14 protein-coding genes are annotated in these 18,265 nt (G+C 35.0%); 7 read left to right on the top strand and 7 right to left on the bottom strand.

All coding sequences use genetic code 11. The features are described from left to right. Positions 1 to 69: 69 nt before the first annotated feature. Both dnaN and IRZ78_RS22810 read left to right on the top strand, forming a co-directional pair. Positions 70 to 1,188 (top strand): DNA polymerase III subunit beta, encoded by a 1,119-nt coding sequence (gene dnaN, locus IRZ78_RS22805; RefSeq protein ID WP_065448533.1) that lies wholly within the window; start codon positions 70 to 72, stop codon positions 1,186 to 1,188. Positions 1,189 to 1,747: 559 nt separating this feature from the next. Then, a complete protein-coding gene (locus IRZ78_RS22810; protein ID WP_194619281.1) occupies positions 1,748 to 2,377 on the top strand; it encodes a DsbA family oxidoreductase in 630 nt (209 codons plus the stop codon). A gap of 340 nt (positions 2,378 to 2,717) precedes the next feature. Here the strand turns inward: IRZ78_RS22810 and IRZ78_RS22815 are convergent, their stop codons facing one another. Together IRZ78_RS22815 and IRZ78_RS22820 are read right to left on the bottom strand one after the other, a co-directional pair. Continuing rightward, positions 2,718 to 4,490, bottom strand: a complete 1,773-nt coding sequence (locus IRZ78_RS22815; protein WP_194619283.1) for a DNA mismatch repair protein — start codon at positions 4,488 to 4,490, stop codon at positions 2,718 to 2,720. A gap of 65 nt (positions 4,491 to 4,555) precedes the next feature. Beyond that, positions 4,556 to 5,389: a universal stress protein gene (locus IRZ78_RS22820; RefSeq protein WP_194619285.1), complete on the bottom strand. Its 834-nt coding sequence runs from the start codon at positions 5,387 to 5,389 to the stop codon at positions 4,556 to 4,558. Positions 5,390 to 5,573: 184 nt separating this feature from the next. On the opposite strand from IRZ78_RS22820, the gene mnmE reads away from it, so the two are divergent. The 5 genes from mnmE to IRZ78_RS22845 all read left to right on the top strand — a co-directional run bounded on the left by mnmE (position 5,574) and on the right by IRZ78_RS22845 (position 13,590). After that, positions 5,574 to 6,974, top strand: coding sequence for a tRNA uridine-5-carboxymethylaminomethyl(34) synthesis GTPase MnmE (mnmE, locus tag IRZ78_RS22825; protein WP_194619287.1), 1,401 nt, complete (start codon positions 5,574 to 5,576; stop codon positions 6,972 to 6,974). Between the two features lie 390 nt (positions 6,975 to 7,364). Next, positions 7,365 to 7,982 carry a TetR/AcrR family transcriptional regulator gene (locus tag IRZ78_RS22830; protein ID WP_194619289.1) on the top strand — a complete coding sequence of 206 codons (618 nt, stop codon included), beginning with the start codon at positions 7,365 to 7,367 and terminating at the stop codon, positions 7,980 to 7,982. A gap of 58 nt (positions 7,983 to 8,040) precedes the next feature. Continuing rightward, complete coding sequence (locus tag IRZ78_RS22835) at positions 8,041 to 9,375, top strand: TolC family protein (RefSeq protein ID WP_194619291.1); 1,335 nt, start codon at positions 8,041 to 8,043, stop codon at positions 9,373 to 9,375. A 16-nt stretch (positions 9,376 to 9,391) separates the two neighbouring features. Further along, positions 9,392 to 10,513, top strand: coding sequence for an efflux RND transporter periplasmic adaptor subunit (locus IRZ78_RS22840; RefSeq protein WP_228520580.1), 1,122 nt, complete (start codon positions 9,392 to 9,394; stop codon positions 10,511 to 10,513). An 8-nt stretch (positions 10,514 to 10,521) separates the two neighbouring features. Continuing rightward, positions 10,522 to 13,590, top strand: a complete 3,069-nt coding sequence (locus IRZ78_RS22845) for an efflux RND transporter permease subunit (protein WP_194619293.1) — start codon at positions 10,522 to 10,524, stop codon at positions 13,588 to 13,590. Positions 13,591 to 13,792: 202 nt separating this feature from the next. Here the strand turns inward: IRZ78_RS22845 and IRZ78_RS22850 are convergent, their stop codons facing one another. The 5 genes from IRZ78_RS22850 to IRZ78_RS22870 all read right to left on the bottom strand — a co-directional run bounded on the left by IRZ78_RS22850 (position 13,793) and on the right by IRZ78_RS22870 (position 18,000). Then, complete coding sequence (locus IRZ78_RS22850; RefSeq protein ID WP_194619295.1) at positions 13,793 to 15,427, bottom strand: NADP-dependent glyceraldehyde-3-phosphate dehydrogenase; 1,635 nt, start codon at positions 15,425 to 15,427, stop codon at positions 13,793 to 13,795. A 193-nt stretch (positions 15,428 to 15,620) separates the two neighbouring features. After that, positions 15,621 to 16,028, bottom strand: a complete 408-nt coding sequence (locus tag IRZ78_RS22855) for a hypothetical protein (RefSeq protein WP_194619297.1) — start codon at positions 16,026 to 16,028, stop codon at positions 15,621 to 15,623. 180 nt (positions 16,029 to 16,208) lie between these two features. Further along, positions 16,209 to 16,721, bottom strand: a complete 513-nt coding sequence (locus IRZ78_RS22860) for a PRC-barrel domain-containing protein (RefSeq protein ID WP_194619299.1) — start codon at positions 16,719 to 16,721, stop codon at positions 16,209 to 16,211. A gap of 47 nt (positions 16,722 to 16,768) precedes the next feature. Then, the gene (locus IRZ78_RS22865; protein ID WP_194619301.1) at positions 16,769 to 16,936 is read right to left on the bottom strand and encodes a hypothetical protein; all 168 of its coding nucleotides are present in this window, start codon (positions 16,934 to 16,936) and stop codon (positions 16,769 to 16,771) included. A gap of 605 nt (positions 16,937 to 17,541) precedes the next feature. Beyond that, entirely contained in the window at positions 17,542 to 18,000 is a 459-nt protein-coding gene (locus IRZ78_RS22870) for an RNA methyltransferase (protein ID WP_194619385.1), read from the bottom strand. Between the last annotated feature and the right edge of the window lie 265 nt (positions 18,001 to 18,265).

Consider the following 18,265-nt stretch of genomic DNA (forward strand, 5'->3'; position numbering starts at 1 on the left):
ATATATTTGTAAAACCTATCTTAGTTGAAGAAATACTAAGGAAAAGTGCAAAAAAATAAAACAAAAGAGATGAAATTTATAGTATCGAGTTCGTACTTATTAAAACAATTACAAGTTTTAGGTAGTGTAATCAACAGTAACAATACGTTGCCTATTTTAGATAACTTTTTATTTGAACTAGACAATAATGAGTTGACAGTTTCGGCTTCGGATCTTGAAACTACTATGTCTGCTACATTATCAATCGATTCTACAAGCAAAGGAAGTGTTGCTGTACCGGCGAAGCTTTTGCTTGAAATTTTGAAAACGTTTCCGGAACAGCCTTTAACTTTTACGGTTGAAGAAAACAATACGGTTGAAATTAGTTCAAATTCCGGTAAATATGCTTTAGCGTATGCTGCGGGAGAAGAATTTCCTAAATCGGTAAATCTTGAAGATCCTTCTGTAACTCTTGTTCCTGCTGATGTTTTAGCTACTGCTGTAAGCAAAACAATCTTTGCTGCAGGAAATGATGATTTACGTCCGGTAATGTCGGGGGTTTTCTTCCAGTTCTCTCCGGAAGGTTTAACTTTTGTTGCTACAGATGCTCATAAATTGGTAAAATATGCCCGCACAGATGTAAAAGCATCTCAGGTAGCTGATTTTATTATGCCAAAGAAACCTTTGAATATTTTAAAAAGTATTTTAGGAAGTTCTGACGCTGAAGTAAAAATTGAATACAACGATTCGAATGCGACTTTCTCATTTGATAATTATATTTTAATGTGTCGTTTGATCGACGGAAAATACCCTAATTACGAAGCGGTAATTCCTAAAGAGAATCCGAACAAATTAATGATCGACCGTTCTTTATTTTTAAGTTCAGTAAAACGTGTGGCAATTTTCTCAAACAAAACAACACACCAAATTCGTTTAAAAATAGCAGGAGCTGAACTGAATGTTTCTGCAGAAGATATCGATTACTCTAACAAAGCCGAAGAGAGATTGACTTGTGATTATCAGGGAGACGATCTTCAAATTGGTTTTAACTCTCGTTTTTTAACAGAGATGTTGACCAACTTACAATCGGATATGATTATGTTAGAGATGTCATTACCTAACAGAGCCGGGATTCTAACGCCAGTTGATGGTTTAGAAGAAGGTGAAACTGTTACAATGTTGGTAATGCCTGTGATGTTAAATAGTTAACATCAAAACTTCTTTTTGTTACAGGGATTTTTTTTAGTTTCGAATTAAAGACATATCATTGTAAAAAAAAAATATCGCTATTAACCAACCATTTTTTATACCTAGAAACCGCAATTCTTTTTTTAAGATTTGCGGTTTTTTATTTGGCATGTTTTTTTGTTTCAGGTTTCAAGTTGAAATGCGATATGGTTTGTGTGGTTTTACCGCAAAGAACACAAAGGTTTTTGTATTCAGATTGTGTTCACAAACGTGAAGAACGCAAAGCTTTGTGTAAAAACTTTGCGAACTTCCATTTTTGTAAAGTTAATTTATAAGTTACGCTTTTTTAATCTCGCAGAGTCGCAAAGTTTTTTAAGCTCATACTCTCATTCTACGGTTAATTTAACTAAGATGCATATCTTACCAAGAAGATAAACTTTGCGTCCTTGCGTCTTTGCGAGATCATTTTCAGCCCAATAAAAAGATTCTTGCGTACTTTGCGATAAAATCCACACAATGCAAGAAAACCTGAAACCTGAAACAAATAAAAACTTGAAACAATTTTTATAACTTTGTAACTATGAAAATAGAAATTTGGTCGGACATCATGTGTCCGTTTTGTTATATCGGAAAAAGACAACTGGAAACTGCTTTAGCTGAATTTCCGGATGGTGAATTTGAAATTGAGTGGAAAAGTTTTCAACTTGACCCCACTATTACTCCACAAGGAGGTAAAGACGTTTTTACGTTTCTGGCGGAACGAAAAGGTATTTCGGTTGAGCAATCAATAGAAATGCATAAAGGTGTCACAGAACGCGCAAAAAGCGTTGGTTTAGACTATCACTTTGATAAAGCTATTATTTCAAATTCTTTAACCTCTCATCGTATTATACAATTGGCTAAAACCAAAAAATTAGGCGATGAAATGGAAGAAATTTTCTTTAAAGCGTATTTTACTGAAGGAAGAGATTTAAACGATCCTGAAACTTTAATTGAATTAGCCGTTAAAGCTGGTTTGGATGCTGACGAAGTAAAAGAAGTTATTGAGAATGAAAATCTTTATTTAAGCAATGTCCATTCTGATATTCATGAAGCAAATCAAATTGGTGTGCAGGGAGTTCCGTTTTTTGTCTTTGACAGGAAATATGCGGTATCTGGTGCGCAGCCGGTTGAGGCTTTTGTGAATACGATTAAGGAAGGGTTGAAGTAAAAAAATAATTTTGTCATCCTGACGGAGGAAGGATCACACTTGTGACCCGACAAAGATTGTGGAGTTTCTATTATGATCCTTCCTCCGTCAGGATGACAAATTAAACGAAAAATTGAAACGCTCTTCGACTCTTTGCTCAGAGTGATAAATTAAGATAAATTTTCTAACTGAAAACGACTGCTCTAGCCCTGATAGAAGGGGAAATCCTTTTGCTATTTTCTTTAAAAAGCAAAAGATTGGAACGGATAGCAGGAAATAGCTTCTGATTAAAATTTAAATCCCAAGTTTAAAAAATCCAAATTCCAAACAATCTAAAGCTCTACTCTAAAATCTAAAATCCTTAAATAACTCCCATTTTTTGCATTAAGAAAGTGGCGCTTCTATTTTTACAGATTCCGTTGCGGAGTTTGTAATCGAAATGGAGGTCGTTGTTTTGAATTTCTACTTCGAAACATTGATTGGTTAGAATGTCAGGATATTCGTTTGTTGTCAGGCAAACTTCGATATCGTGAGTGGCAATGGCGCCAATGGCATTTTTAGCGATGATTTTTTTGACTACTTCTATTGTTCCGTTACGTTTGTCATCAGAATTTGTTCCTCTTAAAATTTCGTCTAATAATACAAAAGCCGGACGTTCTTCTAAGGCATCCATAATTTGCTTTAAACGCTTGATTTCGGCAAAGAAATACGATTCGCTATCGGCCAAAGAATCTGATAATCGCATTGAAACTAAAACTGGAAGTGGATGCATGTTTGCCTTTGAAGCACAAACAACTGAACCTATTCCTCCAAGCACCATATTGATTCCTAAACTTCTTAAAAAAGTACTTTTTCCGGACATGTTCGAACCGGTTAAAATCATATACGATTGCGGATAAAAATGAGTGTCATTCCCTACCCTTGTTGCAGGATTCAGCAACGGATGACTTAGGTCTGAGAATCCGATTTTATATTCTGAATTGATCTCGGGGAAAACAAAATCAGGATTGTTATAGGCCAGATTTGCCAGACTGTTCAGGGCTTCAAATTCGCCAATAATTGTAATCCATTTTTCGAGTTCGGTCGAATAGTTGTCTTTCCATTTTAAAAGTGCTTTTAAAACATGCAGATTAAACAGAAATGTTCCGTTGAAAACAATGGCGGTTACCAGATTATTAATGGTATCCATTCTCGAAAACAATTCAGACAAGTCTTTTAAATGTTTGGTTGCCGTTGCGTTTTTAAAAACAAGCTGTTGTTGCAGGTCGATTAATTTCTTTGACTGAAAAGTTTCGGTTTCAATTTTCTGAACCAATAAACTATATTGTTTGATGATTTTATCTACGTTATCTGCCTTTGCAATTTCAGATTGAATACGTTTAAAAGATTGTCCTAAAACAATCAGATTCGCAATAAAAACATACGTGAGATAGGATAAAATAATCGTTTTTAAAGTTATAAAATAGGCTGCCAAAAAACCTAAAAACAGAACTGGAAGAATAACAGATAATGCAACTATAACTTTAGGTAATGTGTTATTTTTAAATGAATTCCAGTAAAGTAGTGATTCGTATGAATTTTTAGAATCATTACTAATCATTGCCAGAGCCAGGAAATCCTGACGCCAGTCGATTTTGGTTTTAAGTTCATCGATTGCTTGCTGATTTTCCAGAATGGTTTCATTAGAAGACAAGTTCAATAACTGATTGGCTAATGTTTTTTTTCCGATAAAAGTGGCGGTTCTGTTGATGTTCTGGAATAAAGAATGTTCTCCAAAAATATCCAGATCGTAAGCATAAGGATGATGAAAATCGTTGAATTCGATTCCGTTTTCAAAAGGGATTTTTTCTCTTTTTAGATACGTAATTTCATCTTTATTGATTTTTAGAATCGCTTTTGTAAGCTCTCTTTGAAAAGACAATTTAGAATGGATTCTCATTAAAAAAAGAAAACCAACAAAAGACAGAAAAGCAAAAGCGGCGTATAAGATTTCATTTGTTTTTATGTAATAAAACAATAAAAACAAACAAAGAAAAACACTTAAAAGACGCAGGATACTTATGCTATTGTATCTTTTATTGATTTTATTGAAAATTGCAGTATAGTGCTCAACTTTATTTTGATATGATTCCATTTTTTTAATTTAATGAAATACAAATATAGGTTTTACACTTACAAATTTACTATCAAAGCAAAATTTTAGGTTTCGTGCATTACTAAAACCGGCACAGAAACTTCTTTAGCAATTTTTTTAGTGAAACTAGAGTCAAAAAGACCCTCGAAGAATGATCTTTTGTGTGTTATCGTTGTAAGAATGTCTATATCTTTATACAATATAAAATCAAGTATAGTTTCTTTTACTTCATCGCTTGGCAGTACGAGAAACTCAATATTTTCATTTGCAAATTCTTTTTCCCATTCTTTGATAGTCACATCAGAAACGTCTGAACTTGATGTTTTAACGTACAAGCTTTTTACTTTTGCATTTGTTTTTTTTGCAATATCCAATACTTTTCTAAGTTCGACTTTATCTTTTTCGCGGTAACGGGTTGTAAAACCAATATTTTTTATTTTTTTGAATTTTGTATCGGCAGGAATGCATAAAACAGGAACCTGAATTTCTGAAATTACAGCGCTTGTATTTGATCCCAGAAAGAATTTAGTCCAGTCTGTTTCTCCTGATGATCCCATAATAACAAAATCTACCTTATCTTCTTCGACTGCATTTTTTAAGTTGTAAATCAAATCTCCATCCATCAGACGGTGTTTTATTACAATAGCGCTTAAATTTCTTTCTTCTGCGATGGTTCTTAACTTTGGAATTTCGTCTTTGAACATTTCAAATTTTGCCAATTCTATCGAGCTGTAAATCGCTGCATAGTTTTCCGGAAAAAATTGGCTGTCGTACACCGGAATTTCAAAAGTATGTAACAAAATAAGTTCGGCATTGACCACTTTTGCAAATTCTAAAGCATGCACAAATGCGTTTGTTGCACATTCGGAAAAATCGGTGGGGAATAATATTTTTTTCATTTTGATTGTGATTTAGAAGTTGTTCTCTCAAATTTAGTCATTCTATAATAAAAATACTCTGACAATTATCAGTATTTTAACATTTAATATTTTATTGATAAATATATTTTTAGTGATGAAAAGAACATGCTTTAGGTATGGTCTTAAAGGCTCAACTTTATCGCTTTTTTTATACCTTTGCGCCATGATAAATCAAGATTCTATAGTTGCATTAGCGACTCCATCGGGAGCCGGGGCTATTGCTATAATTCGAATTTCGGGTTCTGAAGCGATTGCTATCGGAAATTCGGTTTTTAAATCCATCAAAAACAAAGACTTAACCAAGCAAAAAACACATACTTTGCATTTGGGGCATATTGTCGATGATTCGAAAACACTTGACGAAGTATTGGTTTCTGTTTTTAAAGGGCCAAACTCTTATACAGGCGAAAATACAATCGAAATCTCTTGTCACGGCTCGACCTATATTCAGCAGCAAATTATTCAGTTATTATTGCGAAAAGGCTGTCGTATGGCTGATGCGGGTGAATTTACTTTAAGGGCTTTCCTGAACGGAAAATTAGATTTATCACAAGCAGAAGCTGTTGCTGATTTGATTTCATCAGATAATGAGGCTTCACACCAAATTGCGATGCAGCAAATGCGTGGTGGTTTTAGTAATGAAATTGCAAAACTGCGTGAAGAACTTTTAAACTTCGCTTCACTAATAGAATTGGAGCTTGATTTTGCAGAGGAAGATGTAGAATTTGCTGACAGGACTCAGTTTCATGAATTATTAAACCGAATTGAATTTGTTTTAAAACGTCTTATCGACTCGTTTGCAGTTGGAAACGTGATCAAAAACGGAATTCCGGTTGCTATTGTTGGTGAACCTAACGTAGGAAAATCGACTTTACTAAATGCTTTATTAAATGAAGAACGCGCCATAGTTTCGGACATTGCCGGAACGACGCGTGATACTATTGAAGATGAATTGGTTATTGGCGGAATTGGTTTCAGATTTATTGATACGGCTGGAATCCGCGAAACCAAAGATGTTGTAGAAAGCATAGGAATTAAAAAAACTTTCGAAAAAATAGAACAGGCGCAAGTAGTAATCTATTTGTTTGATGGTTTAAAATTTCAGGTTTCGAGTTCTGAGTTTGTTTCTGAAATTGAACAAATCAAGAATAAATATCCACTTAAACCTTTGGTAATTGTAGTCAATAAAAAAGATATACTGTCTGCTGATGAAGTAGCAAACATTACCACTAAGCTTGAAAATCTGAATGCAAAGCTATTATTAATTTCGGCGAAAGAGAAAATTGGTGTTGATGATTTGAAGAATGAATTGCTTTCGTTTGTAAATACCGGTGCTCTTCGTAATAACGAAACAATTGTTACCAATACAAGACATTATGACTCTTTACTAAAAGCTTTGGATGAAATACAAAAAGTAAAATATGGCCTTGAGACCAATCTTTCTAGTGACCTGATTGCACTTGATATTCGTGAAGCTTTATACCAATTTGGGTTGATCACAGGTCAGGTCTCAAATGACGAATTATTGGGGAATATCTTCGCGAATTTTTGCATTGGCAAATAAGTAAGTGATTTTTGTATCTCAATTGTACTTCAAAGGCAAAAATATTTGTTCGTTTTTCAACATGCCAAATTATGGCAAATAGTTAGTCTTAAATCAACTTCTTAACTTGTTATTTTTTCAACCATATTGTCCAAATAAACAGTATGGTCCAAACTACTAGACCCTCAAAATAAGATTTTAAGCAGTACAATACACATTGCTTTTCCCGCCTAATAAGTCTGTCCGAAGGACTTTCACTCAAAAAATGTATAGTACATCACACGTTGCTCCTCGCTATAATTCCTTCGAAAACATAGGAGGAATACGAAGAAATGATACACTACCACACTAATTCTAAATTATTATTTAAAAAAATGAACAGTGTTCAAAAAATATACATACATTTGCAGCATGAGTACAGCAGAAAGAAAAGCACGTGAAAAAGAAGCCTTAAAAATGCTAATCCTAAAAGGAGCCAAAAAGCTCTTCTTAGAGAGAGGTATTGAACAGACTACGATTCGAAATATCGCTGATGAAATTGACTACAGTGTTGGAACTGTGTATGTTTACTTTAAAGATAAAAATGCAATTCTTCACGACCTCCACTCTATTGGTTTTCAAGAACTAGGCGGCTATTTTACCGAATTATTTGCTATTAAAGATCCAATGGAGCGTCTTCGAAAAATGGGATTTACCTATTTAAAATTTGCAATGGAAAATTCTGAAATGTACGATTTGATGTTCATTGTTAAAGCGCCAATGGAATTTATAGAAAGTACTGAAAAAGAAGCGTGGAATGAAGGAGCTGACACTTTTGGTGCTTTAAAGAAAACTGTAAAAGAATGTATGGACAATGGGCATTTTGAAGGGCATTCGTTAGAAGCATTATCTTTTATGATTTGGAGTTTAGTACACGGAATGTGCTGTCTGGAAATACGTCAGAGAACAAAAGGTGTGAAATTTTCTAACCCGGATACTATCCTTTCTGAAGGATATAATGAATATTTAAAAATAATAAAAAAACTTTAAACCTTTTTTTTGATCAAAAAAATGAACAGTGTTCAATTTAAAAACAACGTATAATAAAATGAAAAAAGCAATTACATTTACCATTTTTTGTTTTGGATTTATAGGATATTCCCAAAGCAAACTCGATAATTACATTCAGATTGGATTAAAAAGCAACGAGGTAATCAGGCAGCATAATTTTGATATTAATAAAAGTCTGTATGCCCTTCAGGAGGCCCGTTCCCTGTTCTACCCTACTGTTTCTTTTAATGCCAATTATACTAAGGCCGATGGCGGAAGAACAATTGATATTCCCATTGGGGATATGCTGAATCCTGTTTACAACACACTCAATCAAATAACCAATTCGAATGCTTTCCCTTCTTTGCAGAACCAGTCGGTTCTGATTAATCCGGATAATTTCTATGATGCTAAAATTCACACGACAATGCCTTTGCTGAACTATGAAATTATCTATAACAAGAGAATCAAAAGCCAGCAGACTTCTTTACAAAAAATAGAGCTTGAAATCTATCAAAGGGAGTTGGTTAAAGAAATCAAAACAGCATACTATAAATACCTACAGTCAATTGAAGGAATTAATATATATCAGGATGCTTTAGCATTAGTAAAAGAAAATCAAAGGGTTAACCAGTCCTTATTTAAAAATGACAAAATAAACCGTACAGCAGTTCTTAGAAGTGATAATGAAGTAATTCGTATCGAGGCAAATCTTGAAACAGCAAAACAAGTCAGCAATAATGCTAAAACGTATTTTAATTTTCTGATCAATCAAAAACTTGACAGCGAAATTGAAATAGATGCCGATAAAGAAAGCCTTCCGAGTGCATTGGTACAGGAAAACACCACAAGCAGAGAAGAACTTTCAAAACTTACCACGGCAAAAGATATAAATGAAAATGTAAGTAAGCTTACCCAATCGTATTGGTATCCTAAGCTGAGTGGTTTTGCCGATTTCGGTTTCCAGGACTTTGATTTCGAAGTAAATAAACAATCTCGATACTATTTTGCCGGTGCTGCCTTAGAGTGGACTATTTTCTCAGGTAACAAAAACAAATACAAGCTTAAACAGGTTCAGGAGGACAGTAAAAAAATAAGTTCACAAACTGATAATGTAAAACAGCAGCTGCTGCTCCAGTTTCAGGTTACCCGAAATAATCTACTATCTGCTTTGGAACAATTCAATGCTGATAAAAATCAAAAATCAGCTGCCAAAAAATATAATGAGGACATAACCAAATTATACAAAGAAGGACAGGCTATCTACATTGAACTTCTGGATGCACAGAATCAATGGGTAAATGCACAGCTAAATACTAATATCTCTCTTTATAATTCCTGGATTGCCTTCGCAGAATTAGAAAGAGCCAATGCTACTTTTACTTTAAAATAATCCAAAAACAATACTTATGAAATCAAAGATTGCTTCATCCGTTCGCCTTCCAGGCTCGGGTTACGAATACCTAAAAAATATGTTTACACTTGTGAGTAAAAAATCAATAGCCATATGTTTTCTTGTCTTTCCTGTTTTTTATGCTTGCAAAGAGGAAAAAAAAGAGCATAACCAATTTGAAACTGCGGATATCGTCTCCATTAAAATAGCGCCAGCCGGGGCTTTAGCACTTACAAGTACTATTAACGCCTCAGGTTTGGTTACAACAGAAAATGAGGCGAATTACAGCTTTAAAATTGGCGGTATAGTAAGACACATTTATGTAGAAGAAGGTCAGTTTTTTAAAAAAGGACAGCTTTTAGCCGCATTGGACGAAACCGAAATCAGTGCGGGTTTGAACCAGACGGATTTAAATGTAAAAAAATATGAGAGAGATTATACTCGCGCCAAAAGTCTCTACCAAGACAGCGTGTATACTCTGGAGCAGCTTCAAAATACTAAAACAGGTCTTGACATTGCCAGAAAACAAAAAGAAGCCATTGCTTTTAATGCCCGTTATGCTAAAATATATGCGGCTGCAGATGGTTTTGTCTCTCAAAAAATAGCCAGCGAGGGCGAAGTTGCAGGGCCAGGTTCTCCCATTTTAGCCATAAATGAAACATCCCATAACAATAATTACCTGTTAAAAATCGGACTGACAGATAAAGAATGGGCATCGGTGAAAATCGGACAGAAAGCATCGGTTACCCTTGATGGTTATCCTGATCAAAACTTTGATGCTGTGGTTTTTAGAAAATCTCAGTCTGCAGATGCAGCACTTGGATCGTTTCAGCTGGAATTAAAACTGGACATGAAAAACAGTAAACCTGCAGTGGGCATGTTTGGAAAAGCCCAAATACATTCTGATAATGTACAGGATTTAATCACAATCCCTTATGATGCACTTATTGAAGCAGACGGTGATAAGGCTTTTGTTTTTTTAGTTGAAAATAACAAAGTGAGAAGACAGCCTGTGACCATTTACAAATTTGAAAACAAAATCGTCTATATCAAAGACGGCCTTGAGAAAACAGATCAGATCGTGATCTCGAACAGCGCGTATCTAAACGAAGAATCAAAGATTAAGATCATTAAATAATAAGCACCATGAAGATTACAAACTTTGCCGTTAAAAACTATCAGTTCACACTGATTATATTTCTTCTCGTGTCTGTTGTGGGGTACCTGACCCTGTTTTCGATGCCGCGATCAGAAGATCCTTCAACTCATCCTCCCCAATATCTCATAACAGTTATTTATCCTGGAACTAGTCCAAAGGATATGGAAGAACAGGTGGTAAAACCAGTTGAGAATAAAATTTACGGACTCGAAAATATCGATAAAATATTAACTACTGTCGAAGACGGCGTGGCAGCCTTTCAGGTAAAATTTAAGTACGGAGTTGATGTGGATAATAAGTATCAGGAAATTTCTACGGAAATGAATGCGCTTCAAAACAGTGAACTTCCGAAAGACATTTACCTCATAAAAACCGAGAAAATTGCTTCTTCAGATGTGAAGATTCTTCAGGTGGCCTTAATTTCAGAAAATGCATCGGATAAAAAACTTCGTGATGCCGCAGATGAATTGAAGACAAGACTGGAAAAAATTACCAACCTTAAAGACGTAAAATATACCGGAATACCGAAACAGGAAATTAGAATTGACCTGCAGTTGGACAAACTCGCGCAGTTAAAAATTCCATTAAACGTGGTCATGGGAAGTCTTCAAAGTGAAGCTGCCGATATCCCTGGAGGAAGTATCAATCTTGACAGTAAGGTATTTAATGTAAAGACAAGCGGTAAATTTAAAAATGCCGATGATGTTGCCAATACTGTTATATACAATGCAAACGGCAAAATAATTTACATGAAGGATGTCGCCGAAGTAGGTTACAAATCCGAAACCGTGGATCATATTACCCGTATAAATGGTCATCGCTGTGTTTTAGTTACCGTAGGTATGAAAGACAACGTAAACATAACTGATGTTCAAAAAGAATTTTTGCCAATAGTAGAGGAATTCTCTAAAGACCTGCCTCAAAACATAAAACTGGTTAAAAACTTTGACCAGGCCAATATGGTATCGCAGCGTCTGGGGCATTTGGGCTTTGATTTCACCCTTGCGATTGTTCTGGTTATCATTACACTTTTACCATTAGGATCAAGAGCTTCGTTAATTGTTATGATATCCATACCGCTCTCACTTGCCTTAGGGCTAATAGTCATGAATGCGTTTGGCTATTCCCTGAATCAATTAAGTATTGTAGGTTTGGTGGTGGCTTTAGGGCTTCTGGTGGATGATAGTATTGTGGTGGTAGAAAACATAGAGCGCTGGCTTCGCGAAGGTCATTCTAAAATGGATGCTGTTTTAAAAGGTACCAAACAAATTGGACTTGCTGTTGTAGGCTGTACAGCCACTCTTGTTATTGCATTTTTACCCCTTGCCTTTCTTCCTGATGTTTCAGGTGAATTTATAAGAAGCCTTCCTATGGCCATCATTACAAGTGTACTGGCCTCAATGATTGTGGCGATGACATTGGTTCCATTTCTGGGAAGCAGGTTTTTAAAAACGCACGAACATGGTGAAGGGAATGTTTTTCTGCAATACCTGCAAAAGTTCCTGACACGATCTTACAGCAGGATTATGCCGAAAGCTTTACAATTTCCAAAAACAACAATCGCTATATCCATAGTATTGAGCATAACTGCTTTTGGACTTTTTAAGGCTACGGGATTTAAGTTATTCCCTACTTCAGAGAAACCAATGTTTCTTATTAATATAAAAATGCCGCTTCAGGCCAATCTGTTAGAAAGCGACAGGGTGACAAAACTGGTCGAAGCTGAATTAAAGAACCATAAAGAAATTGTATTTTATACGGCCAATGTCGGCAAGGGAAATCCGCAGATTTATTACAATGTGCACCCGCAGGACAGAAAACCTGATTTTGCTCAGATTTTTGTACAGTTGGAAGATGAAGCGAAACCTACCGAAAAAACAGCTTTGATTGAAAGGCTTCGTGAAAAATTCAAAACAATGCCTTATGCTAAAATCGAAGTTAAAGATTTTGAACAGGGAACTCCACTTGAAGCTAATATTGTAGTGAGACTTTTTGGAGAAGATCCCGCTGTTCTGCGTAAGCTTTCTTCGCAAGTAGAAACTATTTTACGAAATCAGAAGGGAACAGTTTATATCAACAATGAACTAAACACGTACAAAACAGATGTCAAAGTAAAAATTAATAAAGAAAAAGCAAGAACATTAGGTGTGATGACAAGTGAGGCAGATAAAGTAATACGTCTTGCTGTAGCCGGATTAACTGTTGGAGATTATATCGATGACAGAGGTGATGCCAGAAATGTTACCCTTACGCTGCCAAGGGATAAATTTTCGAATCTGGACGCTTTAAAAAATTTGTATGTAAATAATATTCAAGGAACTCCTATTGCGCTGAACCAAATTGCAGAAATCTCTTTTGAAACTTCTCCAACAACGATTAATCATTTCAATAAATCCCGTTTTGCAAAGGTTACAGCATTATCAGACAAAGGCTATTATGCTAATGATTTATTAGTCGAAATTATTCCTAAACTGGATCAACTTAAAATGCCAAAAGGGTATTACTATAAATTATCTGGCGAAAAAGAGTCTGAAGGAGATGCACTGGGGGGAAATTTCCTTTCTGTAATTATTTTGAGCACATTCCTTTTCATAGGTGTACTTTTGTTGCAGTTCAAAACATTTAAAGGAATCATCATTGTACTTTCCATTATTCCATTAGGAATTTTAGGAGGGGTTGTATTATTGCTTATTAACGGAAGTCCTATGTCGCTAGTTGCTATTATTGGTTTTATTGGTCTGTCGGGTATTCAGGTTAAAAATTCGCTTCTTTTGGTAGATTTTACCAATCAGCTCCGACAGGAAGGATACTCCATAGATGAGGCAATTGCCATTGCCGGAGAAACCCGATTTTTACCCGTGGTGCTAACGTCCATAACGGCAATCTGTGGTCTTATTCCTCTAGCCTTAAATTCCAATCCTTTAATTGCACCGCTGGCTATTGTACTTATCGGCGGACTGGTAAGTTCTACCATTCTCTCGAGAATTGTAACTCCGGTGATGTACAAACTCATGCCGCCAAGTATCGAAATTGATACTAAAGAACCGCTTAATTAAATTTAAGATAAAAAACATATTAATGGGATAAATTAAGTCTTGATATATAAAGACTTACAGAACAATAAATATGATATCAAAAGAACTTGCCAGTTCCATAAGGATAAAATTAATGGTTAAGAATTGAGCGATATTTCCAATTTAATCTTAACAAAAAAGACAGCAATTAGCTGTCTTTTTTGTTATATATATTTTCAAAATCTTAAAAAATATAATCTGTACTTAGAAAATTGGAATCGTGGTCTCTTACAATCGAATTAAATAAAGTTTTATTTGCATCGGTAGCCTTTGTAGCCACAAGCGAACGAATGGAAAAAGAACGTAATGCGTCTGATATAGATAAAGTTCCTTCGGCACTGTCTTTTCTTCCCGTAAAAGGAAAAACATCCGGACCACGCTGCGACTGACAATTAATATTCACACGGCTTACCAAGTTTACAAACGGGTCAATAAGGCTTGCTACTTCCTGAGGATCTTCACTAAAAATACTAACTTGCATTCCGTGTGAGGCATTGATCTGATACTCTATAGGCTCCTCAATAGAATCAAAAGGCACTACAGGTACAATAGGACCAAACTGTTCTTCGTGATAAAGTTTCATTTTATCATTTACCGGATATACAACGGCAGGAAAAACAAACGAATTATTGGTATGGCCGCCATTTTCATTGATAATTTTAGCACCATTAGCCAAAGCATCGTCAAGGCATTCCTTAAGATATGCTGGTTTATCCACTTCGGGAAGTGGAGTTATTTTTACGTCTTTGTCCCATGGAAGCCCAGGTTTTAAAGCTGCTACTGCATCACTTAATTTTGCAACAAATTCCTCGGCAACTTCTCTTTGCACAAAAATTAATTTGAGCGCAGTACAACGCTGTCCGTTAAATGATAAGGCGCCAAGAAGACATTCATTTACTGCTACATCTAAATTCGCGTGTTTGGTAACGATGGCTGCATTTTTGGCATCAAGACTTAAAATAGACCTTAGTCTATTGGCTTTTGGATGCAGTTTCTTCAGGCTATTGGCCACCTTGCTCGAACCGATAAAGGCCAGTACATTGACCTTGCCGCTTTCCATCAAAGGAGATATGATTTCTGCTCCGCGTCCATATAGGGTATTTACAGTTCCTGGAGGAAAGGCTTCCTTAAAAGCATTCAGCAAAGGATAATGTGCCAGTACACCGTGTTTGGGTAATTTAAACAAAATAGTATTCCCCATAATTAATGCCGGAATCAGGGTTGTAAAAATTTCATTAAGAGGATAATTAAAAGGTCCCATACTAAGAACCACTCCCAATGATGATCTCCTAACCTGAGCCAGGATCCCTTCTGATTCTTCAAATCTTGAGGATTGCCTGTCAAGGTCTTTTAAGGCATCAATTGTAGCGTTAATGTATTCGACAGTCCTGTCAAATTCCTTGGTAGAATCCCCAAGGCTTTTGCCAATTTCCCACATCAGGAGTTTAATGACAGTCTCACGCTGCTGGATCATCAGATATACAAATTTCTGCATGCAGGCAATACGATCCTCCACACTCATTGTAGGCCAGACGCCTTGTCCGTTATCATACGCTGCAACCGCCGCATCAAGAGATTCCATCGCTTCTTTGACAGTTGTATGAGGAATTGTTCCAACGAGTTTACGTGAGAGTCCTTCCCCCTTCCCCACAAAAACAGGAGAAAAAACTTCTGTAATTTCCCCGTTCCAGGGTACTAATTGACCATTTAAAAGGTATTCACGCTGGTGAATTTCTGAAATCTTATATTCATCGGGAATAAGACTTTCATCTGTAAATAAACTGTTTATCGCAGTTATTGATGCTTTTGAATTTTCCATATACAATATTATTTATAACAGGTTTTGATGGGTAAAAAAGAATGTTTTTTAATTAAAATAAAACCAATGTCAATTTACAAAAATTAACTATAAAGATCTGATATTGATTAAAATAAAAACATAAAATTATTATTAAGAACAGTGACATCCCAAATAACGCAACATTGCTTTCTCCTATTTATAAATTTCCGGGCTACTTATCTTTTTGTGGAGCTGCTTTGCTTTTTGTGGTTTTTATTTTTTCGTTTTGCGGGTCAGAAGGACCTGAATAAGCTGCACCATCCTTAACGCTGGGCCCTGGTCCTGTTCCTGTGCCGGTTCCTTTTGCTTCATTAGCATCACTGCCTGTTCCCTGACCTGCTACATTTGTACTTTCTGTTCCTGTATTTGGAGTAGCTCCTGCATCTCCGGTAGAACTATTGCCTGACGTTGCAGTAGTATTTGTAGCTGAAGAATCTGCTGCGGTCTGGGTACTGTCGGATGTTTGTGTTTGTTGAGTGGTAGTAACTTCATCACTATATCCGTCCTGTTTTTTACAGGAAGACAGAAGACCGCTTAAAATGAGGCTATATGCTATTATTGTTTTAAATTGTTTTTTCATAATCTAAAAATTTAGTTTGTTGAAAGTCGCAGCTTTTGCTTTAGTAATTTTTTATACTCTTGTTTCCCGACGATTAAATCAAAACTATAATTCAGAAAAAAGATCAAACATTGTTAAACGTTTGATCTTTTAATTTAATAATAATGTCGGTTTCGTGCTGTGAAAAACTTAGCACAAATTTTATTTGTTGTCAAATTCCCTGCGTTCGTAAAAAGAATCATCATCACTGTAATACACAGAGTCAGGATCATTTTCAGGATAATAAGACTTCATAACTCTTCTTTCATACTCCCTGTCAAAATTGTGCTGACTATTATATCTGCTAGTGTTTCTAAATGTATCATATCCTATAGTGTTAGCCATAACAGTTTTCGTATCTTTATTGATACTGACCGATCCAATAGGAATTATAACATGGCTGTCTCCATCTTTATAGATAAACTCCTTGCCGTTATCCTTCGCTATAGCCTCATGAACTTCATTGCGGCTATCCTCAATTAATGTTTTGTCTGCTTTCACATCCAAATAGACAACACGCTTCATATCTTTATTAACCCAAAGATTATCAATTGTGCCTATAGTGCGGTTTTCAGCGTCTACTATTTTCCATCCTCGTACATCAGAATAGTTTGAAGCAATTTTATAATCAGAAAGTTCATCTAATCTGTATAAATTTCTATCTTTATTTTCCATAAATTCTTTTTTTAGTATTATCAATTATCTTCCGATCTTCTTACTGTCTAATTTGTCGTATTGTCTGTACTTGTAGTATTTTCTATTTGTACACCGTTTTCAGTTGTCACCTCGTTATCTCTTAAAAAGACATAGTATACAAGTGCTGAAATCAACAGGACTGCTACAATCCATGGCCATACTGGCTTCTTTTTCTCAATTTTAATTTCTGCCATAACTTTATTTTGTTTGATTTATATAATAGTTTTTTAAATACTATTAAAGGTACAAATGAGATGAGCTAAAGAAGTATTTAATTTCAGCAGGATGTTACACAATTCCCAGCATATCAGCTTTTTTATATTAGAAGAGATTAATACAAAAGTTTGGCAAGTGTTTTTTTTAGGTAAAATCTAAAGGAGTTTTTCTAATATCAGGAAATCCAGTAAATCAGAGGTTGTTTAATTTGGGTACGTAGTTTTAAATTAAATTGTTTAAACTACTAATTCCTGTTTAGTATACAATTTCAAGAAATTATGATATTGTTTGATTGAAAGTTTTGTCATATCTGTTTTATTAAAACATAATTTAGATGACAACAGTATAAAATTACGCTATTAAAAAATAAAATGATTTAAACATAGTTATACCGGGATTAATCATTTTTATTTAAAAATTGCAGCACTTTAATTCCGCTAAGAGTTCTCTTTGCAGACGATTAAAAGTTATAAATAAATCGATGGTCTCGTTCAACAATATTGTTGAAATGTTTAATTTTAGAATTTAAAAAAACAAAGGCAAGCTTAACTCCGGATGCAGTAGAACCATTGAAGTTTAGTCTCTAAGATCGTGGTTTAGACAAGTTTCTGTCGTACATAATTATAGTTCCTGCCACAGCCACATTTAAACTTTTTTCTGATTTAAATTTTACCAGTTGATGGCATTTATCCATTACTTTTCTGGATAACCCGTGATCCTCTGCTCCTAACAAATAAACACAACGTCTTGGATGTTCGAAGGTTTCTAAATCGGCAGCTTTTTCATCTAATTCAACACCAACCAATCGCGCTCCTTTAGGTAGGTTTTCATAAAAAGCTTCAAAAGTATCATAATGAAAATAAGGTATCGATTTTACAGCATCATGAGTGTCACTCGCTTGTTTAGCATATCGATTGCCTATAGTAAATATAAAAGTAGCGCCTAAATTTTGAGCGGATCGCCACAAAACACCCAAATTTTCAGGCGTTTTACCATTTTGTATCCCTATGCCAAAATATTCATTTACAAAATTGTCATTCATAAGGGCAAAAGTACAAACTGTAAGTACATCAGTCAATTTTTTATTGTTCTGATTTTGAATATAACCAATCAGAGTAACAGCAGAGAAAAAGAAAATACGTCTCTTAAAGAATCATTTCTAATTCTAAAAAACTAAAAAATGTACTACAATATATCTTATATTCGCCTAAAAGAAATCAAATCCCTTGTCGCATAAATTAACCAAATTAGAGTTTAATGACCTCTACAAGCTATATGTACAAATCTAAAAACTAAACCAAACCCAT

The organism is Flavobacterium sp. CSZ (assembly GCF_015350725.1).
Taxonomy (GTDB): Bacteria; Bacteroidota; Bacteroidia; order Flavobacteriales; family Flavobacteriaceae; genus Flavobacterium.

Bases quoted from the DNA above. Each gene is read 5' to 3' on its own strand.
- dnaN (WP_065448533.1), top strand. From the start codon at position 70: ATGAAATTTATAGTATCGAGTTCGTACTTATTAAAACAATTACAAGTT.
- IRZ78_RS22810 (WP_194619281.1), top strand. From the start codon at position 1,748: ATGAAAATAGAAATTTGGTCGGACATCATGTGTCCGTTTTGTTATATC.
- IRZ78_RS22815 (WP_194619283.1), bottom strand. From the start codon at position 4,490: ATGGAATCATATCAAAATAAAGTTGAGCACTATACTGCAATTTTCAAT.
- IRZ78_RS22820 (WP_194619285.1), bottom strand. From the start codon at position 5,389: ATGAAAAAAATATTATTCCCCACCGATTTTTCCGAATGTGCAACAAAC.
- mnmE (WP_194619287.1), top strand. From the start codon at position 5,574: ATGATAAATCAAGATTCTATAGTTGCATTAGCGACTCCATCGGGAGCC.
- IRZ78_RS22830 (WP_194619289.1), top strand. From the start codon at position 7,365: ATGAGTACAGCAGAAAGAAAAGCACGTGAAAAAGAAGCCTTAAAAATG.
- IRZ78_RS22835 (WP_194619291.1), top strand. From the start codon at position 8,041: ATGAAAAAAGCAATTACATTTACCATTTTTTGTTTTGGATTTATAGGA.
- IRZ78_RS22840 (WP_228520580.1), top strand. From the start codon at position 9,392: ATGAAATCAAAGATTGCTTCATCCGTTCGCCTTCCAGGCTCGGGTTAC.
- IRZ78_RS22845 (WP_194619293.1), top strand. From the start codon at position 10,522: ATGAAGATTACAAACTTTGCCGTTAAAAACTATCAGTTCACACTGATT.
- IRZ78_RS22850 (WP_194619295.1), bottom strand. From the start codon at position 15,427: ATGGAAAATTCAAAAGCATCAATAACTGCGATAAACAGTTTATTTACA.
- IRZ78_RS22855 (WP_194619297.1), bottom strand. From the start codon at position 16,028: ATGAAAAAACAATTTAAAACAATAATAGCATATAGCCTCATTTTAAGC.
- IRZ78_RS22860 (WP_194619299.1), bottom strand. From the start codon at position 16,721: ATGGAAAATAAAGATAGAAATTTATACAGATTAGATGAACTTTCTGAT.
- IRZ78_RS22865 (WP_194619301.1), bottom strand. From the start codon at position 16,936: ATGGCAGAAATTAAAATTGAGAAAAAGAAGCCAGTATGGCCATGGATT.
- IRZ78_RS22870 (WP_194619385.1), bottom strand. From the start codon at position 18,000: ATGAATGACAATTTTGTAAATGAATATTTTGGCATAGGGATACAAAAT.